Annotated in this window: 16 protein-coding genes and 1 rRNA gene; 6 read left to right on the forward strand and 11 right to left on the reverse strand. The window is 49.9% G+C overall.

The window, feature by feature from the left end:
• Positions 1–244: 244 nt before the first annotated feature.
• The 4 genes from J3P35_RS15830 to J3P35_RS15845 all read right to left on the reverse strand — a co-directional run bounded on the left by J3P35_RS15830 (position 245) and on the right by J3P35_RS15845 (position 8,098).
• Positions 245–925: a hypothetical protein gene (locus J3P35_RS15830; RefSeq protein ID WP_210465531.1), complete on the reverse strand. Its 681-nt coding sequence runs from the start codon at positions 923–925 to the stop codon at positions 245–247.
• 80 nt (positions 926–1,005) lie between these two features.
• Positions 1,006–2,226: a CaiB/BaiF CoA transferase family protein gene (locus J3P35_RS15835; RefSeq protein ID WP_210465532.1), complete on the reverse strand. Its 1,221-nt coding sequence runs from the start codon at positions 2,224–2,226 to the stop codon at positions 1,006–1,008.
• Between the two features lie 136 nt (positions 2,227–2,362).
• Positions 2,363–4,741 carry a T9SS type A sorting domain-containing protein gene (locus tag J3P35_RS15840; RefSeq protein WP_210465533.1) on the reverse strand — a complete coding sequence of 793 codons (2,379 nt, stop codon included), beginning with the start codon at positions 4,739–4,741 and terminating at the stop codon, positions 2,363–2,365.
• 708 nt (positions 4,742–5,449) lie between these two features.
• A complete protein-coding gene (locus tag J3P35_RS15845) occupies positions 5,450–8,098 on the reverse strand; it encodes a T9SS type A sorting domain-containing protein (RefSeq protein WP_210465534.1) in 2,649 nt (882 codons plus the stop codon).
• A gap of 631 nt (positions 8,099–8,729) precedes the next feature.
• Between J3P35_RS15845 and J3P35_RS15850 the strand changes: the two genes are divergently transcribed.
• Complete coding sequence (locus tag J3P35_RS15850; protein ID WP_246850254.1) at positions 8,730–10,229, forward strand: DEAD/DEAH box helicase; 1,500 nt, start codon at positions 8,730–8,732, stop codon at positions 10,227–10,229.
• A 97-nt stretch (positions 10,230–10,326) separates the two neighbouring features.
• Here the strand turns inward: J3P35_RS15850 and J3P35_RS15855 are convergent, their stop codons facing one another.
• The 4 genes from J3P35_RS15855 to J3P35_RS15870 form a co-directional block, all read right to left on the reverse strand.
• Positions 10,327–11,265 carry a 1,4-dihydroxy-2-naphthoate polyprenyltransferase gene (locus tag J3P35_RS15855; protein ID WP_317195395.1) on the reverse strand — a complete coding sequence of 313 codons (939 nt, stop codon included), beginning with the start codon at positions 11,263–11,265 and terminating at the stop codon, positions 10,327–10,329.
• A 9-nt stretch (positions 11,266–11,274) separates the two neighbouring features.
• Complete coding sequence (locus tag J3P35_RS15860; RefSeq protein ID WP_210465535.1) at positions 11,275–11,862, reverse strand: glutathione peroxidase; 588 nt, start codon at positions 11,860–11,862, stop codon at positions 11,275–11,277.
• A gap of 190 nt (positions 11,863–12,052) precedes the next feature.
• On the reverse strand, positions 12,053–13,849 hold the full coding sequence (gene argS, locus J3P35_RS15865; RefSeq protein WP_210465536.1) for an arginine--tRNA ligase: 1,797 nt from the start codon (positions 13,847–13,849) through the stop codon (positions 12,053–12,055).
• 7 nt (positions 13,850–13,856) lie between these two features.
• Positions 13,857–14,837, reverse strand: a complete 981-nt coding sequence (locus J3P35_RS15870) for an arginase (protein ID WP_210465537.1) — start codon at positions 14,835–14,837, stop codon at positions 13,857–13,859.
• A gap of 85 nt (positions 14,838–14,922) precedes the next feature.
• On the opposite strand from J3P35_RS15870, the gene J3P35_RS15875 reads away from it, so the two are divergent.
• On the forward strand, positions 14,923–16,323 hold the full coding sequence (locus J3P35_RS15875) for a type III PLP-dependent enzyme domain-containing protein (RefSeq protein WP_210465538.1): 1,401 nt from the start codon (positions 14,923–14,925) through the stop codon (positions 16,321–16,323).
• A gap of 413 nt (positions 16,324–16,736) precedes the next feature.
• Here J3P35_RS15875 and J3P35_RS15880 read toward each other — a convergent pair whose 3' ends face one another.
• Positions 16,737–17,273 (reverse strand): D-glycero-alpha-D-manno-heptose-1,7-bisphosphate 7-phosphatase, encoded by a 537-nt coding sequence (locus J3P35_RS15880; RefSeq protein ID WP_210465539.1) that lies wholly within the window; start codon positions 17,271–17,273, stop codon positions 16,737–16,739.
• Between the two features lie 129 nt (positions 17,274–17,402).
• Between J3P35_RS15880 and hemG the strand changes: the two genes are divergently transcribed.
• From hemG to J3P35_RS15895, 3 genes are all read left to right on the forward strand, one after another.
• Positions 17,403–18,743 (forward strand): protoporphyrinogen oxidase, encoded by a 1,341-nt coding sequence (gene hemG / locus J3P35_RS15885; RefSeq protein ID WP_210465540.1) that lies wholly within the window; start codon positions 17,403–17,405, stop codon positions 18,741–18,743.
• 24 nt (positions 18,744–18,767) lie between these two features.
• Positions 18,768–19,517 carry a polyprenol monophosphomannose synthase gene (locus J3P35_RS15890; RefSeq protein WP_210465541.1) on the forward strand — a complete coding sequence of 250 codons (750 nt, stop codon included), beginning with the start codon at positions 18,768–18,770 and terminating at the stop codon, positions 19,515–19,517.
• Between the two features lie 173 nt (positions 19,518–19,690).
• Positions 19,691–20,653: a TerC family protein gene (locus J3P35_RS15895; protein WP_210465542.1), complete on the forward strand. Its 963-nt coding sequence runs from the start codon at positions 19,691–19,693 to the stop codon at positions 20,651–20,653.
• Positions 20,654–20,835: 182 nt separating this feature from the next.
• On the opposite strand, the gene J3P35_RS15900 is transcribed toward J3P35_RS15895, so the two are convergent.
• On the reverse strand, positions 20,836–22,848 hold the full coding sequence (locus J3P35_RS15900; protein ID WP_210465543.1) for a biosynthetic peptidoglycan transglycosylase: 2,013 nt from the start codon (positions 22,846–22,848) through the stop codon (positions 20,836–20,838).
• A gap of 224 nt (positions 22,849–23,072) precedes the next feature.
• Here J3P35_RS15900 and purB point away from each other — a divergent pair, with 224 nt between their 5' ends.
• Positions 23,073–24,425 carry an adenylosuccinate lyase gene (gene purB, locus J3P35_RS15905; protein WP_210465544.1) on the forward strand — a complete coding sequence of 451 codons (1,353 nt, stop codon included), beginning with the start codon at positions 23,073–23,075 and terminating at the stop codon, positions 24,423–24,425.
• 428 nt (positions 24,426–24,853) lie between these two features.
• Here purB and rrf read toward each other — a convergent pair.
• Positions 24,854–24,940 (reverse strand): 5S ribosomal RNA (gene rrf / locus J3P35_RS15910); the annotation flags it as partial.

A 24,940-nucleotide genomic window follows, 5' to 3' on the forward strand; every position in this document is an offset into this window, starting at 1 on the left:
CAATTTCAGGCTCGTTTCCTAAAAAATGAGCCTAAAACTGAGACCTTCGGCTTTTCTGGGCATTTCCATTTCCAGGCTAATTTTCTAAAATCGGCCTTTAAACAGGGAAACTTAACTTGCCTTGGCAAGAGACAAACATCCTTCTTTAATTGATAGGGCCAAAAGCAGCCCGGCCCGGAAGGATTATATTCCTTCCGGGCCGGGCTGCTTTATTATCGTTCGTCCTGCAACCTGATACGTGCTACTAATACACGTTGGGTTTACGTTGGTAACTAAAGGAGAAACCTACTTTCTGCGGGGTACTCACCTGCTGTTCCTCCAGTTTCTGCTTCACAGTTATTTTCCTGATTTCCTCTACATCCGGGGCGATAAGGTCATTGTTCACGGAGGCCACCATGGCGCTTTCAATGAAGAGCCGAAGCGTTTCCTCGGTAATCACGTTTCTGGCCATGTCATTGTAGGTGAGGTCAAGCTGCTTCACGCCTTCCAGGTAGAAGTGATTTTCTATGTTGATGAGCACCCGACCCAGCAGATAGCCGGGATCGTTCAGGCGGTTGTATTTGATGGAATCTGCCATGAAGTTGTAGGCCATGATGTGCCCGAAGAATCGGCGGCGGAAGTCTTCATCCACATAGCGGCTCTTCATGAGTTCATGGTCCTCGGGAAGGGTGATCACGTTGGAGTGCATCACAAACATGAGCAGGTCGCCGGAAAATTTAATATGGAACTCAAAGTCATTGATGCTGCGGTATTCAATGACCACGTTGGAATCTACCTCGTTTATTCTTTTCCTAAGATTATCCACCAACTCAATAGAACAGGCTCTTAGTTGCTCAAAAATGGTGCGGGTATTTCTGAAAATAGCTTGCTTGGTTGTTGACTTCTGCCGCAATCCCTCAAAAATGGTCTCAATTCTATCTTCCATGGTACACCGTTTCGTAAGACATATTGCTGTGCCCGCAAAGGCAATGCATCTTTAATAGTACTTTCCGCAAGGACTTTAGGTTATAAATTTCCTGATTCAGCCGGGAAGATAAGTTTCTTTTGGGCTAGTTCCTGCATTTCTGAGCCAGAAACACCCGTTTTTTCCTGTAGCACCTGCCAGGTATGCTGCCCAAGGCGGGGCGGCTCAGAAATAGCAAAATGCGTAGATGCTGGCCCTGTAAAAGCAATCTGCCGCACCCCTTGGGGCTTCCCTTCTCCGTTTGTCAGCAACTGAGACTGCACCAATGGCTGAGTCAGAGCCTCTGATACGGAATGCACCGCCCCGGCCGGAACATGCTGTGCTACCAAAGCCTCCAGAAGTTCTTTCTGCGGAACCCTGGAGACCAACTCCCGAAGCTTATGGTTGAGAGAATCCCGGTGAAGGACCCGCTGCCAGTTGGTCTGATATTGGTCATTCTGGGCCAGCTCCGGCTCGCCCAGAACCCGGCAGAGTGCCTGGAACTGCCGGTCATCGCCAACGGCCAAAACCACCTCTTTACCGTCTTCGGTGCGATAAACAGTGCCGTAGGGCACGATATTAGGATGCTCTGAGCCCATTCTCTGCGGATCTATCCCTCCTACCAGGAAATTGGTGGCCTGGTTGGCCAGGGAGGAGATGGCTGCCTTGAGAAGTGAAACCTCTATGTACTGCCCCAACCCGGTTTTCTCTCTTCGGTAAAGCCCGGCTAAGAGTCCTTCCTTAAGCTGATGGGCAGCCAGAAGGTCAATCAAAGCCACGGGCATTTTCACGGGCGGACCATCTGGTTCCCCGTTAAGGAACATAAAACCTGCCTCGGCCTGCAATACGGCGTCATATCCCGCCCGGGGCACCTCGCTCCCATACCCGGTGATATGGCCATACAGCAGCCTGGGGTTGTGTTGTGACAGCGTGGCATAATCCATCTGCAGCTTTTCGGCATCGCCGGGTTTGAAACTGACCAGCGCCACATCTGCCCCGGTGATAATCTTATAGACCAATTCTTTCCCTTCTTCACTGGACAAGTCCAGCACCACGGATTTCTTCCCCCAGTTAGCGGAGGCAAAGTACGCCGACACGGAATTGGAAGGACTTTCTGAAGGCAGTTTCCAGCGACGGGTCACGTCTCCCTGGGTTTTGGGGCTTTCAATCTTTATCACCTCGGCGCCCATCTCCGCGAAGAACTGACCTACGCTGGGCCCGGCCAACACACTCGCAAACTCCACTACCACCAGATTTTGAAAAAGCCCTTTGTCTGAATCCATGCGTTTTAATGCTGTTTTTCCAAAAATGGGCAAAAAAGAACAAACGCAACCACCCTGCCCTGGCAGGTCCATAAAAAAAGTAGGCAGCGACCAAAGATCGCTGCCTACTTAGCATCCTATCAATCCAATTCTATTTTTACCGGATCACTATCCGCTGGGTGGTGCTTCTTCCATTGGCGGTGATGGAGAGGGTGTAGATACCAGACCTCAGGTTCAATCCGGTTAAGTTCAAGTCTATGTCTGAGGCTACGTTGCTCAGTTGCTGGCTGTGCAGCACCCGTCCGCTCAGATCGGCTAACCTGATGGTGGCGCCGCCATTCACCACTTCCTGGAACCGGATACCTACTCTACCGTCTGTTACCGGGTTAGGGAACACGCTCACCGCTGCCTGACTGGCCGCTCCGGCATTGTGGCTCACTGCAATGACTTTGGAGAACTCAAAGGCACCGTCAAAGTCAACTTGTCTCAGGCGGTAGTACACGGTTCCGGAGGCTGCCCCTCGGTCTGTGTATGCGTAGTCAACCAGCGCGGAGGAGTTACCGTTGCCTTTCACTTCGCCCACTTTCCTGAAGTCCTTGCCGTTGGCGCTGCGCTCAATCTCAAAGCGGTCGTTGTTGATCTCAGAGGCTGTGCTCCAGGCCAGTTCCACCGCCCCGTTGCGAGAGGCACCCTCAAATCTGGTGAGCGTTACTGGCAGCGGGTTACCGTTACCGCAATCTTTCACCACAACAGACTCTTCTGCCACACTGCTGGCGCACTCATTGGTAGCGGTTACCCTAAAGGTGTACGGCTGACCTAACTGCGATTCTTCAAACACGGCCACCACGGTCACGTACCCGGGTCCTTCTTCCAGAACAATGAAGCCTTCCGGTACATCAAAAGTGTAGGTTACCCCGCTCTGCATCTGCGCTACCCTGATGGTAGTTGGCTCATCGGCTAGGTTGCAGACAGAATCTGGGGCTACCAGGGCCACGGATGGTTTGGTGCACCCACCGGTTGAGCCGCAATCTTCTACGTTCACTGGCTTGCAGACCGCCTCGGCGCCACAGTTATTTCCATTCACGGCTACCACGGTCACAAAGAGGGTTGAATCTGGCTTGGCGTTGTTCACCATGATGTTCACGTAGCCGTAACCCTGAGACACAATCTGGAATTCTTCTGGCAGGAAGAACTGGTATTTCACCTTGCCTAGCGGATCTCTGTCTTCTACCGCAATCTTATAGATTTTTTCACCGGAAGAGCACACCACAGAAGGAGAAGTCACGGTAAGGTCTGGTTTGGCGCAGGAGCCACAATTTGCCTTGAGTTTAACGGCCACCGTTGCATCACCGGCCTCACAGATTGCTTTGTTCTTTTTAGGGTTACTGGCAATGGACACAGATACATCGCCGGCCGCTGCCCCCGCTTTCACAATCAGGGTGTTGGTGTTCTGACCTGACACAATGGTCCATCCGGTTGGCACAGACCAGGAGAAGTCATATGATTTGTTGTTTCCATTTCCGTTACCATTGCCATTTCCGTTCACCTTACCGGCAGATGCCTTGTAAACCAGCACGTCTCCGGGGCAGAAATTAGCATCACCTTGAATGGACACTGCTACTGCTTTGCCAGGTTTCACAGGCAGGGTTGCCACTTTGGTGCCGCAGGCCGCATGGTTCACGGTCACCTTCATGGTACCGTTTTTCATCCCCACTTTCACTTTCACCTTGTTGGTACCCTGGCCGCTTACAATTTCCCAGCCCTTGACAGGCGTGTTATCTTGCGCTCTGGGCACATCCCAGGCATAGGAAGTATATTCATTTGCAATGGAGTACTCTACGGTTTCACCTGGGCAAGGACTGGCAGGGCCTTCTATTGGTCTCGGCTGCGACTCATTACAGTTGTTGCCACCATTACCGCCGCCGTTACCTCCTCCATTATTACCGCCACCATTGCCGCCACCGTTGTTTCCACCGCCATTACCGTTACCACCGCCATTGTTGCCGCCGTTTCCATTGCCGTTTCCATTGCCGTTTCCACCACCGTTACCATTGCCACCATCATCGTTTCCTCCGCTGTTGGTTGTACAACCTTTCAGATCAAAGGAAACCATCCCTACAGTGGTAGAAGCTTTGGCCTCGGCTCTTAGTGAAGTCATACGGCTGAAATCCGCCCCGGAGATGGTGTAAGAAAAATCAGCGGTTCTGCCGTTTTTGTAACCAGAACCGGTGTTGAATTTAATGGAATAGAAAGGATTTTTAGTGCCGTTCTCATACCCATTGGAAGGACCGGTAGCAGAAATGGCCTTCGCACCGCTGGGCAATTCAAAGGAGGCATGGCTAAGGTCACGGTTGCAGTTCACTCTCACCCCGAAGGAAAGTGTAACCGTTCCATTGGTGTTTTTGGTAACACCTTTGAAATTGAAATCAAAGCATTCGTCAGATTTGGATCCGGAGCACTGGGCCTGCACCTGGGTAATTAGACCAAAAAGTAAAAACAATAAGGTACCAGCCCATGAAAGTAAAGTTCTTTTCATGATAGGAGAATAATTGGATAGTAAAAAGGATGTGATTAAGACACACGTATTCAATATCCTCGGCCAGGGAGGAGGGGAAGGAAAAAAGGGCAAAGCCAGATCAACTATAAATTGTCTATAGCACTGGGCTTAATCAGAAGTTATCAGGGGGAAAGTACAGTTTTTGCCATCGCCTCAATCGTTATAGGTTTGAAACTCAGTCTATTTTGGTTAAATACAATCTATATTCTTTAACGACACCTAAAAACTGTGGTTGCACCAAAATTGCACTTTCAGTCTATAGCACAAATATTTTCTTTACAAAGTACATTACACACCCTGCCTTAAATGTATTTATAGAAGATTTTGGGCTAAAATCCCCTAAATCTTAAATATTCAATATATGACGCTTCTAATAGATGCAACACCCAAATGCAGACCTACAACCTCCTACCCCAGAATGATTTCAATACAATTATAATAGAGACAACAGAGCACCCAGGCTGTTTTTATTAAGAATGAGTTATCCAGCATTTGCCCTTCTAATTCCATTACCGGAGATATCCTTCATCTTGAATTCATTGGTTACTCCCCTCACCACTACAACCCTCGCCCCACTTTAACAGCTTCCTTTCTACAAAACCGGTAGTTTGGCAAAAACAGCCCTAAAACGGAAACAGGCAGCGACTTTTGGTCGCTGCCTGTTTAACATCCTATCACTCTTTTCTTTTATCTCACCATCACGCGCTGAGTAGTGTTCTGGCCGTTGGCATTTACTGAGATCAGGTAGATACCGGCTTTCAGGTTAAGGTTGGTCAGGTTCAGGGCAATCTCGCCTTCTACGCTGGCTACCTCCTGGGTGTGAAGCACTCTGCCGCTCATGTCTACCAGACGAACTGTGGCACTGCCTTTCACTTGATCCTGGAAGCGGATGCTCACTCTGCCATCTGTTACCGGGTTAGGGTATACACTTACTGCGGCATTGCTGCTGGCAGTGGCGGCGTGGCTTACTGCAATCACTTTGGAGTATTCAAAGGCATTGTCAAAGTCAACTTGTCTCAGGCGGTAGTAAACGGTTCCGGAGGCTGCACTGCGATCTGTGTAAGAATAGTCCACGGTGGCAGTTGAGTTTCCGTTTCCTTTCACTTCACCCACTTTCTTGAAGTCTTTACCGTTGATGCTGCGCTCAATCTCAAAGCGGTCGTTGTTTTTCTCAGAAGCTGTGCTCCAGGCCAATACTACGGCGCCGCTGCGAGAAGATCCTTCAAATCTGGTAAGTGTTACAGGAAGGGGGTTTCCAAGTCCGCAGTCTGCTACTACAATTGAAGCGTTGGCTGTCTGGGTGCCGCACTCGTTGGTGGCAGTTACCGAGATGGTTTGTGCCTGACCTAATTGGGCTTCTTCAAACACTGCTACCACGGTTACGTATCCTGCGCCTTCATCCAGCACGATGAACCCTTCTGGTACGGTGAAGGTGTAGGTAACGCCTTCCTGCATTTCAGCTACTCTAATGGTGGTTGGCTCATCGGCTAAGTTACAGATAGTGTCTGGAGCAACCAGGGCAACTTTAGGCATCACACATGGAGGAGTTGTTCCGCAGTCTTTCACATCAACTTTCAGGCAAACTGCCTCGGCACCACAGTTGTTTGCGTTGATAGCGACAACTGTCACATACAAGGTAGTATCATTGTTAGCTGAGTTAACATCTATCGTTACAAATCCATTGCCGCTTTCCACTACTGTAAATTCTTCTGGCAGGTAGAAGTGATATTTCACCCCAAGCTTAGGATTCTTTACTCTGAATGTATATCTGTCATCAGTGGCATGGCATACTTCTGAAGGACCGTCTACCTCAAGCTCTGGTTTAGGGCAAGAACCGCATACTGGGCTTACAGTTACCGGGTGGTTATCTGATCCATTTCCGCAATATGAAGGGTCTTTCTTCTTCTTGGCAGCTACCGACACTGCTACGTTTCCTGCACTTGTTCCGGCTCTTACAACCAACTGGCTAGTACCCTGACCTGACACAACTTCCCAGCCAGTTGGCACTGTCCAGTTATAGGCATACTCAACTTCAGAGTTTTTCTTGTTTTGTTTACTCCAGGTAGAAGTACCTACCCCGCCATTGGTTTTTGCATTTGCGACTCCATCAACTACTGCATCAAAAGTAAGCACATCTCCTTTGCAGAACTGCGATTTACCGGTAATATCTACTTTGATAGTTAGGCAAGTTGGTGTTACACCGCAATTCTCTTTCGTTTCAACGTAGATTCCATCAGAAGCTGTACCGCAGTAGCCTTTCTTGTATCCCCCCACTCCGTTTCCGTTGTTGCCGTTACCGCTTACTTTAGCGTTGTCACTCACATACAGGTTCACTTCACCGTCAGTAGATCCAGGGATTACCACAATTTTATCTGTGCCTTGTCCGCTTTGGATTTTCCAATCTGCAGGAACAGTCCAGTTGTAGATGAACTCATTATTTTTGATGTTGCCGTTTCCTTGCGCTTTCTTGATAGAAGCTGTATAGGTTTGTGGTTGTTTTACACAGATAGAAACAGGGCCTGAAATGGTTACTTCAAAGTTTTTACCTGGTTTAACAGGCAGGGTGGCTACTTTGGTACCGCAAACAGGGTCATTCACTTTCACTTTCATGGTACCGCTTTTCTGACCTACTCTTACAGTCACACATTTAGTACCCTGTCCAGATAAGATCACCCAGCCTACTGGCGGCTCACCGGCGTGCGCTCTTGGCACATCCCACTCAAAAGAAGTATAATTACGGTCATTCTCAATGCAATAAGTGATCACATCACCAGGGCAAGGATGCTGGTCGCCCATGATTGGTCTTGGCTGAGAATCACTGCAGTTTCCACCGCCGTTGTTACCACCGTTGTTACCGCCGGTATTTCCGCCGTTGTTACCACCGTTATTGTTACCGCCGCCGTTGTTGGAAGAGCCGCAATTCTTAGGGTTGAAAGTTACGGTACCCACGTTCTGACCGGCTTTGGCCTGGATGCGGAGAGAAGGCATCAGGTTGTAGGCCGCAGTGTTTACCTCATAAGAGAACACATCCTCCACCCCATTCTTGTACCCGCTAATGCCCTTGCCTTCAAACTTCACTGAGTAGAAAGGATTGTTGGTAGGGTTCTCAACAGTGTAGTTGTATTTGGTTCCCTTAGGGTTAGCGGCTTTCATGCCCACTGGCAGCTCAAAGGCCACGTTGCTCAGGTCTTTGTCGCAGTTGGTTTTAACGGAGAAAGTGAGGCGGGTGGTAGTGGCATTTACCGCGGTGGCGCTCACCAGTTTAAAGTCAAAGCACTCATTGGAGCCGGAGCATTGGGCTTGCGCCTGACTTATAAAACCGAAAAGTATAAGCATAAGGGTGCTTGCCCATGAAAGTACAGTTCTTTTCATGATAGGAGTATTTAAGGTAAATTGGATGTAGATTAGACGTAGTTGTCCCGTGAACCTAAATTGCGGTTTAGGCGGGTATTAAATTTTTAAGCTTGCTTGGTAATAAATCTATTTACTACCTAAACTTAATCTGATTTGCAAAGGGAGGGAAGTAAAGCTTGTTTCATAGTGTATGTAAGGTTTGCTAACTTAGTTATTTTCAATTTCTTTCTATACACGCTTTAACGGAGGCTTAAACTTGCGGTTTCACGCAATTGCATTTTAAAAAAATGTTACAAATAGGTTCTTTAAAATATCATATTAAATACCCTTTTTCAAGCCAAAAAACCTATATTCACGGGGTTTTCAGCCAAAACAGTGGGTTTTTCATATTGTATATTTACAACAACCTTCCTTTAAAAATCTTATCTACAAATTCTATATAGTGCAATTTGTATACAATTCAACAAGTATATATAAATGATAAATTACTTCCGTTTTGAGGCTCTTTGTTCATAAACAACTCCAAACCAATTGGCAGAAAAGACTATCTTTACAGACCTTAATACAAGGGCCAGCATAATTGCACCGCTGGCTTACAAGAAGATACAGAACAATGAGTGTTACATTTGATGATTTCAACCTACAGCCCGACTTACTGGAAGGTATTCGGTCCATGGGTTATAAACAGGCAACTCCTATCCAGGCCCAGGCCATCCCGCACATATTAGAATCAAAGGATCTGATCGCCTGCGCCCAGACAGGTACTGGTAAGACGGCCGCCTTTCTGGTGCCTACGCTCAGCAAGATCACCGAGGCCAAATATGATTTCACCAGCACCCTGGTGTTGGTACCCACCCGCGAGCTGGCCAAGCAGATAGATGACCAGGTAGAGGGCTTGAGCTATTTCACCGGTGCCACCTCCATTGCCATTTACGGGGGCAACAACGCCCAGAACTGGGACCAGCAGAAGAAGGCCCTCACCAGCGGCGCAGACATCATAGTGGCCACGCCAGGGCGCCTGATCGCGCACATGCAGATGGGCTACGTGAAACTGGACCAACTGAAGTACCTGATCCTGGACGAGGCCGATAAAATGCTGGACATGGGCTTTATGGATGATCTTATGAAGATCATCTCCCAACTACCCAAAGACCGCCAGACCTTGATGTTCTCGGCAACCATGCCGCCTAAAATCCGGAATTTCGCGAAGCAGATTCTGCAGACCCCCGAGGAGATCAGCCTTTCCATTTCCAAGCCGGCAGCCAACATAGACCAGCGTATTTACCTGGTGTATGATAACCAGAAACTACGGGTGCTGCAGCACATCCTCAAAGACGAGCAGATCCAGACCATGATTCTGTTCACTTCCCGTAAGAACGCCGTGAACGACATTGTGCGCTCTTTGCAGAAAATGGGCTTCGAGGCCGAAGGTATCAGTTCTGACCGTACCCAAGATGAGCGTGAGGCCACCCTCCAGCGTTTCCGGAACAAGCAGCTTCAGGTGTTGGTGGCCACTGACGTGATGTCCCGCGGGATTGACGTGGAAGGCATCAGCCACGTGGTGAACTTTGACGTGCCCCAGGACGCGGAGGATTATGTGCACCGCATCGGGCGGACAGCCCGCGCCGAGACTTCCGGTACCGCCATCACCTTCGTAAACGAGCAGGACCAGGAACGCCTGGTAAAGATAGAGAAGCTGATTGAGCGCGAGCTGCCTAAACTGCCTTTACCCGAGGGCCTGGGCGAAGGCCCGGCTTTTGACCCGGTAGGCAACAGCAAAAGAGGTGGTGGCCGAGGCCGGGGAGGCAGACCGGAAGGAAGAGGCGCCAAACCAGAAGGCGGTCGTCCCGAAGGCAGACGCCGCGAGGGCAGCGGAAGCCGCGACAACAACCGGAGAAGAGACGGCAAACCCCGCGGCGAGAAACCAGCCGGTGCTGCTCCCGCTGAAGGTACCACGCCCCGACCGCCCCGGGCAGAAGGGCAACCACAGGCACCCAGAGGTGAAGGAGAAGCAATAAAGCGTAAGAAAAAGCGTCGTAAAAAGCCAGCCGGCTCAAGAGCTACGGAAGGAGGCCAGGTAACCCAAGCTCCGCCCGCTGCTTCAGCAGAGTAAATCAGAGCCCACCATAAAGTTTAACGCCCCTGTTCTAAGGCCGATTTTGTGAAATCGGCCTTAGAACAGGGGCGTTTCTTTTGGCAATCAGCTGTAATTATCTATCCAGCAGCAGCCCGATACCCAGCAGCAATACAAAGCAAAGGGTAGAAAGGGCCATCTGTTTCAGGAGCGGGTCCAGTTGCGCGGGCGTTTGGCGGCGTTTCACCTCGCGGCCGTTGAAGATCAGCAGCGGCAGGGAACCCAGGAAAAGCCAGGGCCAATAGGTCGCGTTCTCCCGCACCCAGACAAACACCACCGTGCACAGGATGCCCGCTAGCAGCAACAACATGTGGTAACGCCGGGCCCGCAAAGCACCCAACCGCACCGGCACCGACCGTTTGCCCGCCAACTCATCTGACTTAATATCGCGGATGTTGTTCACGTTCAGGACGGCCGCCGAGAAGAAGCCCAGGCTAGAGGCTGGCAGCAGCAGTTCTGAGAAAATGTGCTCGGTCTGCAGAAAATAAGTCCCCAGCACCCCTACCCAACCGAAGAAGAAGAAAACCGAGATATCGCCCAATCCGGCATAGCCGTAAGGCTTGCCGCCGTTTGTGTAGCCAATGGCCGCCCAGATAGCGCTAATACCCAAGAGCAGGAAAAACAGGAACAGGTAAAGCCCAGAAGTTCCCAAAGCTACCCACAGCAATCCTATACCGGAAACCAAGGACAAAAGACTGAATACGATAATGGCGGTTCGCATCTGCCCGGGTGAGATCTGCCCGGCCTGCACGGCCCGTTTCGGCCCTTCGCGGTGTAGGCTATCGGCGCCGTGTTTGGTGTCTCCGTAGTCGTTGGCCAGGTTAGACAGGATTTGCAGGAACAGGGTGGTCAGGACGCACAGCAGCAATACCGGCCACCGGGAAAGATGGTCGGCGGCAGCCAGGAAACCGCCCATGCCAATACAAGACAAAGAAAGGGGCAGCGTGCGTAATCGGAAAGCCGATACCCACGTGCCCGCTGTTGGCCGTTTTGGGGCCGTTATCTCTAAATCCACTTAAAACTATTAGCTATTGATGTCACGCAGCAACTCCTCGCTCAGAGGAGAAACTTTGGAAGGATAGAATTTGATGATTTGGCCTTCTTCGCTGATGAGGTACTTGCAGAAGTTCCAGGAAGGGGCGCTGGTGTTGCTGCCATTGGCTTCTTTGCTGGTGAGCCACTTGTAGAGCGGCTGCTGCTCGGCGCCTACCACAGAGGCTTTCTGGAACATCGGGAAGGTTACCCCAAAGTTCTTCTGGCAGAACTGGGCGATTTCCTCGTTGGAGCCTTTCTCCTGACCGCCAAAGTCATTGGCCGGGAAACCCAGCACCACCACTTTATCGCCATGCAGTTTGTGGAGTTTCTCCAGGTCTGCGTATTGCGGCGTGAAACCACACTCGGAGGCGACATTCACAATGAGTACCTTCTTGCCTTTGTATTTCTTCAGGCTGGTGTCTTTTCCGTCAATGGTCTTCAACGGAATGTCATAGATAGAGGAAGAGGCCGTGGCTGTATTCATGTTGGTTGCGGTTGGTGTCTCCGGGGTCTTGGCAGCCGGCGAAGAGCAGGCCATCATGAGAGAAAGCGAGAATAGGGTTACAAGCTGAAGCATAATGCAAATGGTTTATTTCCTTAACCGTTATGTATAAAATATGTTCTGTTACTTCTCTGTCAAGCCAAGGAAGAAGGCTTCTCCGTTTTAGAGCTGTTTTCCCCAAAACCGGCCTAAAGCAATCCCGGCCTTCCTCCTTTAACGTTTCCGGCTTCTCTTCTGATTCTCTGATCTTTGCCCCTTAGGCAAATTACATCCGCTCCGGTACCGAAATCCCCAGCAAGCCCATCACCAGTTTCAGAGTTTTGGCCACCTGCGCAGAGAGGGCGATCCGGAAACTCAGCACCTGCGGGTTGGTCTCCTGGAAAATGGGAACCTCGGTATAGAAACGGTTGTAGGCCTTGGCAACGTCAAAGGCGTACTGTGCAATGATAGACGGCGCGTAGTTGCGGGCCGCCTCGTCAATGATGGAGTCTGCGTAGTTCAGCAGCACCAATACCTCGCGCTCGGTCTCGTGCAATTGTTCCACCCCGGCAAAAGCATCGGCGATAGCCGAAATGCCCAGCTCGTTCGCTTTGCGCTGGATGGCGGCAATACGGGCGTGGGTGTACTGGATGAACGGACCGGTGTTACCTTTGAAGTCAATGGACTCCTCGGGGTTGAACAGCATCCGCTTTTTGGGGTCTACCTTCAGCAGGAAGTACTTGAGCGCGCCCATGGCCAGTGTATGGTAGAGTTTCTGCGCCTCCTCCGGGGTGAAACCCTCAATCTTGCCCAGCTCATCGGTTTTCTGACGGGCGGTGTCAATCATCTCCTCCACCAGTTCATCGGCGTCCACCACGGTTCCCTCGCGGGATTTCATCTTGCCGCTGGGCAGGTCCACCATGCCGTAAGACAGGTGATAAATGCCGTCGGCGTAAGGTTTCTGCAGTTTCTTCAGGATGGCTTTGAGTACCTGGAAGTGGTAGTTCTGCTCATCGGCTACCACGTACACAGATTGGTCGTAGTGGAAATCCTGGTATTTGAGTTCGGCGGTGCCGAGGTCCTGCGTGATGTACACAGACGTACCGTCGGCGCGGAGCACCAGTTTCTCGTCCAGGCCTTCCTCAGTGAGGTCAATCCATACGGAGCCGTCCGGTTTTCTGTAGAAGACGCCTTTCTCCAGGCCTTCCTCTACGCGGTCCTTTCCTAAGAGATAGGTACCAGACTCATAGTAGAACTTATCAAAGTCCACCCCGATGTTCTGGTAGGTGGAAGTGAAGCCCTCGTACACCCAGCCGTTCATCTTCTCCCACAGGGCGATGGTCTCAGGGTCCTGCTGTTCCCATTTCTGGAGCATTTCCTGGGTTTCCAGCATGAGTGGGGCCTGCTTTTTGGCTTGCTCCTTGTCCACCCCCTGCGCTACCAGCTGGTCAATCTCCTGCTTGTAGGCTTTGTCAAACTCCACGTAGTACTTACCCACCAGGTGGTCGCCTTTGATGCCGGCACTCTGCGGGGTCTCCCCCTGCCCGAATTTCTCATAGGCAATCATGGACTTGCAGATGTGGATACCGCGGTCGTTCACCAGGTTAGCTTTAATGACCTCACGGCCGGCTGCTTTCAGGATCTCGGCTACGGAGTAACCCAGGAAGTTATTGCGCAAATGGCCCAGGTGCAGCGGCTTGTTCGTGTTAGGCGAGGAGTACTCTACGATCACTTTCTGTTTAGGGCCTGTTTCTGCCAAATTAGCCCCCAAACCGGAAACCTGCTCAGAGAACTGCTGCAGCCACACGCTGTCTTTGATCTCAATGTTCAGGAAACCTTTGACCACGTTGTAGCCCGCTACCTGGGGCGCATTTTGCTTGAGGGCCTCGCCCAGGGCCTGCCCGATCTGTTCGGGGCCTTTGCCCAACGCTTTGGTGAGCGGGAAGGTCACAAACGTGAAAGTGCCGGCAAACTCTTTGCGCGTGGGTTGTAAATTGATCTGCTCTGCGGGGAGCGTATGCTGGAAAGTATCTTGTAAAGCCTGGCTCAGCGCCTGGGCAATCTGGGTTTCAAGTTGTTTCATCTGTCAATTAAGCCATGGGTACCGACTGTGCCTCTTTGGCCAACCGGTCCTGAATAGCTTCTGTAGTGTGTTCTAATATTTCAAAGGCGTTCTGCGCCATGGTATTCTCTGCGTCCAGGGTGGGGTTGATCTCCACCATCTCAAAGCAAATCACCTTCGGGTGGCTCACCAAAAGGTAACACAGTTCTTTGGCCTGGGCCACGTTCAGGCCCACCTCTACCGGGGTACCGGTACCTTTAGAGAACTTGGAGTCCAGGCTGTCCACGTCAAAGGAGACATAGATGATATCACAGTCCCGCAGGCGATTCAGGGCTTCCTCGGCAACTTGCTCAATGCCTTTGGCCATCACCTCTGGGTAGGTGAAGTTTTTGATGTTGTGCTTGTCAAACAGGTAGACCTCGGGCTTCTCATAGCTGCGGGTCACGATGTAGACAATGTGCTGGTGTTTGATCTTGGGCTGGTCTGTGCCTACTTTCTTGAGGGCCTCCCAGAAGAAGATGGTCTCGGGGTCTGGGTCGTTTACCTTGCGCTCCAGGTTGTCCTCAGACAGGGAAACCGCCAACGGCATGCCGTGCATGTTACCGGAGGGCGTGGTGTACGGCGAGTGGATATCGGCGTGGGCATCTACCCAGATCACCCCCAGCGTTTTATCTGGGTAAGCGGCCTTGATGCCGGCAATGGTACCGCCCGCATTTGAATGGTCTCCGGCCAGCACCAACGGGAACATTCCCAGCTCTAATGTTTGTTCAACAGTGTTACTGATGCGTTTGTACGTCTGCAGCACACTGTCAATGTATTTGGCGTACGGGAACAGGTTTTTTTCAAACAGCACGTCATTGAGGTTAGGCACCTCCACGGCGGTGAACCGTTTGAAATAATCTGACTGTTTGTTCAGGCATGCGATTTTGAGGGCATCTACGCCCAAACTAGCTCCGCGAGTGCCCGCCCCAAGCTCAGATTTCACTTCTATCAGTCTGATTTTTTTCATGCAAAACGGAAACTAGTTTTTGCAAAGATGGTAAAATACAAGCAATTTCGCACGCTATCCGTTGGGGATAGCCCTTTAGATTATAATGGATAAATACACAGACCTAATACACCAAACCTTTGATTTCCCCACTGAGGAATTCACCGTTCACGATAACGAACTATATTTCAACGGCATCCCTATGATGGAACTGGTGAAGCAATACGGCACCCCGTTGCGCCTCACTTATTTGCCTAAAATCAGCTCCCAGATACAGAAGGCTAAAATCCTTTTCCGGGAGTCCATGGAGAAGCTGAATTACCAGGGTACCTACACCTACTGCTACTGCACCAAGTCATCGCACTTCTCTTTTGTACTGGAAGAGGCCTTGAAGAATGACATCCATATTGAGACCTCGTCTTCCTTTGACATGCCCATCATCCGGGCCCTGTACGAAAAAGGCAAGGTGAACAAAGACGTGTTTGTGGTGTGCAACGGCTTCAAGCGCGAGCTCTACCGTGACCACATCACCTCTATGCTCAATGACGGCTTCAAGAACGTAACCCCGGTGCTGGACCACCTAGGCGAGATTGACCACTATGAGCAACACGTAACCGGCGAGTGCCAGGTGGGCATCAGGCTGGCCTCTGACGAAGAGCCTAAGTTCCAGTTCTACACCTCGCGTTTGGGTATCAACTACAATGACGTAGTAGACCTGTATAAAACCAAGATAGCGAATAATCCTAAGTTCAAGCTGAAGATGCTTCACTATTTTATCAATACGGGCATTAAGGATACTTCTTACTACTGGTCAGAACTGAGCCGTTTTGTGCACAAGTACTGCGAGATGAAGAAGCTGTGCCCTGAGCTGGACACCATTGACATTGGCGGCGGTTTCCCTATCAAGACCTCTATCCAGTTTGACTACAACTATCGGTACATGATTGAGGAGATTCTGCGCACCATCCAGAACATCTGCAAAGCAGAAGGGGTGCCGGAGCCGAACATCTTCACCGAGTTCGGGATCTATACCGTGGGGGAAAGCGGCGCGCACGTGTACTCCATCCTGGATACCAAACTGCAGAATGACAAAGAGCTGTGGTACATGATTGACGGTTCGTTCATCACCAACCTGCCGGATACCTGGGCCCTGAACCAACGCTATATTCTGCTGGCCTTGAACAACTGGGATAAAAACTACCAGCGCCTGAACATTGGCGGCCTTACCTGCGACAGCCAGGACTACTACAACTCTGAGATGCACTCTTTCCAGGTGTTCTTGCCTAAGATCCAGAAAGAGCAACCAGAGCCGCAGTATATTGGATTCTTCCACACGGGCGCCTACCAGGAAAGCCTGAGCGGGTACGGCGGAATCAAGCATTGTTTGATTCCCTCGCCCAAGCATATCATTATTGACCGCGAGGCAAATGGCGAGTTGAAGTCATGGGTTTTTGCCGAGGAGCAGGACGTGGATTCCATGCTTCAAATACTTGGATATAAGGATTAAGAAATATTTCTTCAAAAGAATAATAATCCTAAACAAAAACTGTAGATTTGAAGTAGAATACCTATATGTTGTATAATTAATAATATGAAGAACCTCTTTTTATTCGCTTCAATCTGTATGTTGGGCTTTGCATCCTGCAAATCGTCTACTTGCCCCGCCTATTCACAAAAATCTGATCGCTCGGTGGAGCAAAAAGTAATGGCGAAAGCTGTTGCCAAGACTCCGCAAACGAACAAAGTGAACGGATAACGTTCTTCTGATTTAATATAATCTTATTGAAGGCCCGGAAGTCAGCTTCCGGGCCTTTCTTTTTATGGTGCTTTCTGAAAATGGGACATAAACAGCCAGTTTACCCATGGCGTTTTAGCCCTGTTTTCAGGAAAATGACTCTTAAACAGAATTCCCTTATTCTCCTATTTGGTCTGGCTTGCAATCCACTGAGCGGCGGCCAGCAAATCTCTTTCCTGCTGCACGTGCGTGCCTGACGGATGTGGACCCACCAATATCCCAGAGATCCCGCATTTAGCGGCGGCCTGAATATCCCGGGGCTGGTCTCCCACGAGCCAGCAGGCTATTGGGGCTAAATTGTACTTAGCAATGGCCCGCTCCAGCATGAGGCTATCTGGCTTGCGGGAAAGGGACTCAGAAACCGATGGGTGACCGGGTGCCATATAAAGATCATCCAGAAGCTGCCCGCAGGCGTCCTGCAGTTTCTGGTGGCAGGCCAGTACATCGGCTTTGGAATACAGGCCTTTGGTGATGCCTGCCTGGTTCGTGACCACAATAAGTAAATAGCCCATTTCCTTGAGTAAGGCCAAGGCTTCGGGCACGCCGGCACAGACCTCAAAGTCCTGGGTGCGCCAGGTATAGTCTCCCCTTTCCACGTTCAGGACCCCGTCGCGGTCCAGGAAGACGGCTTTCCTTTTTAAATGTTGTTGCTCATTCTCCATTCGTCCAAAAATAGGTAGAACCGGTGAGGCTTTTCACAGGAAAATGGATTTTTGCCTTATTTTATCCAAAATAGATATAAACTGGAAGCTCACTTCTGCGTACGAAAGAACATCTCAATTTGTCCCCTCATGCGAGTAGCAATCATAGGCGCCGGAATTTCAGGATTGGCATTGGCTTACTATCTCCAGAAGCTAGGGATACGCTATGACCTTTTTGAAAGCGAACCCCAGGTGGGCGGCGTTATCAAGAGCGTGCAGAAAGGGGCTTACCATTTGGAGCTGGGGCCACACTCGCTGCAGATGAACGAGGAATTGGAGGAGTTGATCCAGGAACTCAAGCTGGAGGACGAAGTCATAAGACCCGCCACCAGAAGCCAGGACCGCTACATCAGGAAAGACGGGGAATACCACTGCCTCCCCTCCTCGCCCCGGCGTCTGCTTCTGGACTCCTTTTTCCATTGGCGCACCAAACTGAAAATCACCCAGGAGGTGAAATTACCGCCGCAGGAGGTGCCTGAGGAAACCGTGAGCCACTTCTTCAAGCGCCGCTTCGGCCAGGAAGTGGTGGACTACCTGGTGAAACCCATGGTGGCCGGCATGTACGGCGGAGACCCCGATAAACTCTTGCTGGAGAAAACATTCCCGGCACTTAAGGAAATGGAGCGCCAGCACGGCTCAGTGCTCAAAGCCCTTGACCTGCAGGTAGACCTTCCGCGCAAACAGGTTGTCTCGCTCCTCAACGGGCTGCAGACACTTCCTGAGGCCATCGCCTCTAAACTGGTGTCTCTGCACGTTGACCACAAAGTGGAGATGATCCATAAGACAAAAGGGAAATACCTGCTCAGCATCAGGCACGATGTAGAGGGTTTAGCCGATGAGGAGTTTGACGCTGTAGTGGTGGCTTTACCGGCCCACGCTGCCGCAGAACTGCTGGACTTCACCACCCCTGGTCTGGCAGCGGCTCTGCACAACGTTTCCTATGCGCCCATGACGGTGGTGCATACCGCCTACCGCAAACATGCCATTGGGTTTCCGTTGGATGGATTGGGCGCCATGCATCCGCAGAAAGAGCAGCCCTTCAGCTCTGGCACGGTCTGGAGCAGCGCGCTTTTCCCCCGCATCTGCCCGGATGATGAGGTCCTGTTCTCCTCCTATGTAGGCGGCAGCCAGGCCGCCGAGTTCGCCAGTTTACCTGAGGCTGAGATCCTGCTGCGGGTACATGAGGAACTCACGGAGAACTACAGTATCTCCGCCACTCTGCCAGTGTTTCAGCATTGTTACCGTTGGCCCTCGGCGCTTCCGCAAGCCGATATCTTCATCACCGATGTGCACCTCATGCTTGGCTTGCTGGAGCAGGACCAACTGTATGCCTGCACCAACTGGGTTGCCGGACCAGCCATTCCGGATTGCGTGCGCTATGCGAAACAGCTGGCCCAGAAAATTTTTTCCCAGCGCCCTTCCCTCCCTTAAGGCCTTATAGGCTATATTTGGGGGATGAAAGAGTCCGTGGTGGTCATCCCGACCTACAATGAAATAGAAAACATTGAAGCAATAATCCGTAAGGTCTTTTCATTGCCCCACCCTTTCCATGTCCTTATTGTAGATGACAATTCCCCAGACGGCACTGCCGAGGCGGTGATGCATCTGCAGACTGAGTTCCCCGATCGGCTTTTACTGGAGCAGCGCAAAGGCAAGCTTGGCTTAGGCACGGCTTACATCCACGGTTTTAAATACGCCCTACAGGCTGGCTATAAGTTCATCTTTGAGATGGACGCCGATTTCTCGCACAATCCCAATGACCTGATGAGCCTGTACAACACCTGCGCGGTGGAAGGCTATGACCTGGCCATTGGCAGCCGCTACAGCAGCGGCGTAAACGTGGTGAACTGGCCCATGAGCCGGGTGTTGCTCTCTTACTTTGCCAGCCGCTACGTGCGCCTCATCACCGGCATGCCTATCCATGACGCTACCGCAGGTTTCAAATGCTATAACCGGCAGGTGCTGGAAACCATCAACCTGGACAAGATCCGCTTCATAGGCTATGCTTTCCAGATTGAGATGAAGTTCCTCACCTATAAATTTGGCTTCAGGATAAAAGAAGTGCCCATCATCTTCACAGACCGCACCAAAGGCCAGTCTAAAATGAGCAAAGGCATCATCAAGGAGGCATTTATAGGCGTGATTCAGATGAAGATAGGCAGCTATTTCCGGCAGTTCAAACGCCGTGAGCTGGTAGCGGTTTAAGGTCTGTTTTCCTTATAACAGCTTAAAAACCGAAGCCGCTTTGCCCTTCTTCCATGGTTTTGCGGTTGTTTAGGCGTATCTTTCATTTTCTATTTAATGATGGTATCCCCTGAGTGGGGCTAAACAACTGCCTTCCAATGGATACTGTCTGCACCTTATCAATTACCTGATACGTGAATACAGATATCTTATTTTGGGTGGGGTTCAATGCATTCGTGTTGATCCTGCTGGCGTTAGACCTCTTTGTTTTCCACCGGAAAACGCACGTTGTAAAAATAAAAGAGGCTTTGCTGTGGAGTGCCTTCTGGATTCTTCTCTCCCTAGCTTTCAACGTGCTCATCTATTACTGGAAGGGCAGCGGCCCGGCCCTGGAGTTCCTCACCGCCTACCTCATTGAGAAGTCCCTGAGCGTAGACAACCTCTTTGTGTTTATCCTCATCTTCAATTTCTTTAAGGTTCCCTCAAAGTTTCAGCATAAAATCCTTTTCTGGGGCGTGTTGGGGGCTTTGTTCTTCAGGGCAGTGTTCATTCTGGTGGGCGTTACCCTGCTGGCCAAGTTCCACTTCATTGTCTACATTCTAGGCGCGTTCCTGGTGTTCACCGGTATCAAGATGGCCACTTCCGCTGGAGACGATGACATTGACCCAGAGGCCAACCCTGTGGTGAAATTCGTAAGCCGTTACATGCCGGTGACCAGCCGCCATTATGAGGGTAACTTCTTCGTGAAGCTGGACAAGACGCTTTTTGCTACGCCGCTGTTCCTGGTACTCATCATGGTGGAGACCACGGATATTGTTTTCGCTGCGGATTCAATCCCAGCAATCCTGGCCATATCTAAGGATCCATTCATTGTGTATACCTCCAATGTTTTCGCGTTGCTTGGGTTACGGGCCCTTTATTTTGCGCTTTCTGGCATCATGCAGCTTTTCCATTACCTCCATTATGGGCTGTCCTTGATTCTGGTCTTTATCGGGGTAAAGTTGCTAATCTCTGGGTACTATGAAATCAACATGCTGGTAGCCCTCGGAGTGGTAGCTTTCATCCTGACCACCTCTGTGCTGCTCTCGCTGGTATTCCCTAAGAAAGAAGGACCGGTGGTTCCCATCCAGGAACAGGAAGAAGAAACCAGTGCTTAACTATTCTCCAGGGGCCTTGCTGCTTCAGAGGATAGCCTGATCACACTTCTGTTTTAGGGCTGAATTAGTTGAAACGGCTTAAAAACAGAATCCTGTATAATCAAAATCAATATGTTATGTACCTAAAAGAAGAGGCTGCGCTCCAACGGAACGCAGCCTCTTCTTCATTATGCCTGGGGTTATTAGAAATCCAGTAGGTCAATAGGCGCCAGTTGCAGGGTATCCATTAACTGCACATGGGTGGTGTCTGGTTTAGGGATGATAAAGCTTCCAGCCCGGCCGCTTAGATTCACATAGGTAGAAACGTTGGCTGCCTGCGAGGGCGAGATTAACCCACGTTTGAGCATGTTCCCGCTGATCAGCTTGAAGAAGTACCTCGGATAAGCTCTCAGTCCACCGTAGGCATCAAAATAGGTACGGTACTGTTTAGGCTTCGGCACGATGCTGGCCAGGAAAAGACTTTCTTCCAGGGTCAATTGACTTGGCTCCTTAGAGAAGTAGAACCGGGCCGCCTCCTTGATCCCGTAGACGTTTGGTCCCCACTCAATGATATTAAGGTAGACCTCAAACATACGTTCTTTGGTGGTAAGCCTCAGGTTCTCCATGATCCAGACAATGAGTGCCTCCTCTACTTTTCTGGTGATGGTTTTCTTTCTGGTTAGGAAAGCGTTTTTCACCAGCTGCATAGACACCGTACTACCACCCCGCACAAAGGAGTTCTCTTTGATGTTGGTGATGAGCGAGTGCCGGAAAGCTCCCTCGTGGAAACCTTTGTGCGTCATGAAACGCGGGTCTTCGGCGGTGAGGATGGCGTACTTCAGGTGATTCGGGATCTGGTCGTATGGCGTGAAGTTAGGGTTAGATGGACCTACCTGGAAGGTTCTCACCACTTTGCCTTTCTCATAGACTGCATGGGTAAACTCCTGGTTAAGTTTCCTTAAGTCTACCGGCCCAAACTGGGTGATGTTGAAGTCTGGTGAGGCATCCAAATCAGAGTCAAACTTAAGGCTGTCTACCTGGGCCATGTCTACGTAGAAATTCATCCGGTACTTGAACGTACCGGTGGCTTGCACGCCTTGGAAAGTATCAAACAACCCGGGAGGCAGAGAAGCAAACAAGTCATTAGCCGGAATATCAGGTGAATCTATCTTGATCCCAATCTTACGTTTTGGACGAGTTTCATAGGTGGCCTCTGGGTAGAAAATGGCTTTGTTGATGCGCACCTCAGACTCTGGTCCTAAGGCGTAGTAATGGTCACCCAACGTCAGGACGTACTTCATGGCTCCATTCTGCACTGTTACATTTTCATCCGCAATCTTGGGGTGATTCAGCACCAATCCGTAGGCGCTGGACTCACCTTTGATGGTAAGCTGATTATTTTTGTAGACCTTATCGGTGATACTGAGGCTAAGGGTATCAAATCGCATGGTAGCCCCAAATTTCTGCTGAATATAAGGAACCTCTATACTACGAGACTGGTTGTCGCCAAAGAATTTAGCCGAGAGCAGGTAATTATCAGGGTCGATAACTCCTTTCACATACATGGTGTTGGTGAGGGCCTCGGTGGTAATGATCATGCGCGCATTAATCTCCCCGTCCTCTACCAGCATGGTTGGGAGGTTCATATTTATGGTACGGCCATCATTCTTGAAAAGCACAGCCAGGTTTCTGAAGTTCACCCCATCTGGCACGTTCTCAAAAGCCGTCTCTATTAGCCGGTTAAGCAATGTACCGTAGTTGGAGGTTTTCTTAGCGGTAGAATCTGCTTCTTCTCCGGTGGCTTGCTTTTTATACAGGAATGAGAAGTTATCTACGCTATCCTGCTTGAAGGCCGTAATAGCGCCCTGTGCCATATCAAACTGCTTGAATACCATTCGGCCCAAGAAGAGCGACCTGAAACTCACGGTAGCCTCTACAGTATCAATCTGCAGCAATTTTGGTCTGTCATGGGGTAATAAAGCAATATCAGTGACCAAAACAGTGTTCAGGTCCACAAACCGGGCATTCCCGATCCTGAGCTTGGCCGGATATTTATTCTCCACTTTCTGGATGGCTTTGGCCACCGCGTACTTTAGAATCTTCTCCCGGTTAAGCAGGAACACCACGAAGCCTAATATTAGTACAGAGGCGAATACCCCCAACCCAATCAGAAACTTCTTCTTATTCCTGGCAAAAAAATCTGTGAATCTCGACAAGGTGCTTTGTATAGTTAGTTATAATCAAGAGCCATACTTTATTTTAGCTCCAACTTGCAAAAGTAACGCAATACCCGATACCTAAAAACTCCTAGCACCGCAACTGGGTAATTACGGAGGGCAAAGTACAAGGTTTATGAAAAGAAACGATTAAGAACTGGGTTTAAGTTCAGGTAGCTAGAGGTTCTCATCTTCCTTTATATCTTTGAGTAAAATCTGAATTTATGAATTTAACTGCGCTTACCGCCATTTCTCCTATAGATGGACGCTACCGTAACCAGGTAGCGCCGCTTGCTGCCTACTTCTCTGAATTTGCCCTTATCCGTTACCGCCTTCTTGTAGAGGTTGAATACTTTATCTCCCTCTGTGAGCTTCCATTGCCTCAGCTGCAAGGCTTTGATAGCAACCTTTATGCCGATATGCGAAAAATCTACGAAGACTTTTCGTTAGAAGACGCCCAGGCCATCAAAGAGACAGAGAAGGTCACGAACCATGATGTGAAGGCAGTAGAGTATTTCCTGAAGGACAAACTAGAAAAACTTGGCATAGGAGAAACAAAGGAGTTTGTGCATTTCGGCCTCACCTCCCAGGACATCAACAACACCGCCATCCCGATGTCACTGCAGGAAGCCATCCAGAAAGAGTACCTACCACTCCTTAACAAGGTAAAAGACACTTTAACTACCTTGGCTACTGAGTGGAAAGACATTCCCATGCTGGCCCATACCCATGGACAGCCTGCATCACCCACTCGCCTAGGAAAAGAGATTCAGGTATTTGTAGAACGTCTGGAACAACAACTTCTTTTACTAGAGCAGATTCCGTTTGCCGGTAAATTCGGCGGTGCCACCGGTAACTTCAACGCCCACTTTGTGGCTTATCCTTCTATTGACTGGGTAACCTTCGGAAATAAATTCCTCCAGGATAAACTTAGATTAAAAAGAAGCCAGGTGACTACCCAGATTGAGCATTATGATCATCTGGCTGCACTCTTTGACAACATCAAAAGAATCAATACCATTTTGGTAGATTTTGCCCGCGATGTGTGGCAATACATCTCTATGAGGTATTTCAAGCAAAAAATCAAAGAGGGCGAGATTGGTTCATCGGCTATGCCGCATAAAGTCAACCCAATTGATTTTGAAAACGCAGAAGGCAACCTGGGAATGGCCAATGCTATTTTCGCTTACCTATCAGAAAAACTACCCATTTCCAGACTGCAAAGAGATTTGACGGACTCCACTGTCCTTAGAAACATTGGGGTTCCCGTCTCACATTCTTTGTTAGCTTTGAAATCCCTGGAAAAAGGAATTGGCAAATTACAGTTGAACAGGGAAGCGCTAGACAATCACCTGGAGGAAAACTGGGCCGTAGTAGCCGAAGCAATCCAGACCGTATTACGTAGAGAAGGCTACCCAGCACCCTATGAAGCATTGAAAGCCCTAACCAGAACTAACACTAAAATCACTGAATCGTCAATCAAGGACTTTATAGATACCTTAGATGTATCAGATGAAATCAAGGCTGAGTTACGGGTGATCACCCCTTTCACCTTCACCGGGATTACACTTTACTAAAGTCAATTCACCTTTAAAGAAAAGGCCTACTGTTAACTTGGAAACAGTAGGCCTTTTGCTTTGATACTAAATATGAGAAAAGGATATGAAGCTTATTAAGATTTTACTTTCTGCTGGTTTATTAAAAAAGAAGCTGAAAACACATCAACATAAATGGGCAAAGAAGTATATCGTTGCAATGGAGATAACAACTTCATTTTAGACCCGTTTTCAAAAAATGATTGTTATAACGCAAAAAGGCCTGCTCTTCCAATTGGAAGCGCAGGCCTTTCTGTATACACCTATAATAAAGAGTGCTAACCGCCGGGAAGCCTGCGAGCCGGCAGGGCATTCCCGGGACAGCCAAAGGGCAGGTCCTTCCTCCTCCCCTTGGTTCCTGTAAACGCAGAACGCCCCCCTTACTCTCGCAAGGGGGGCGCCTTAGGTGGGGTTGGCGGCTACCTACTCTCCCGCGTGTGACCGCAGTACCATCGGCTCGGCGGGGCTTAACTTCTCTGTTCGGAATGGGAAGAGGT

It is taken from the genome of Rufibacter roseolus (genome assembly GCF_017916365.1).
In the GTDB taxonomy this organism is placed as follows: Bacteria; Bacteroidota; Bacteroidia; order Cytophagales; family Hymenobacteraceae; genus Nibribacter; species Nibribacter roseolus.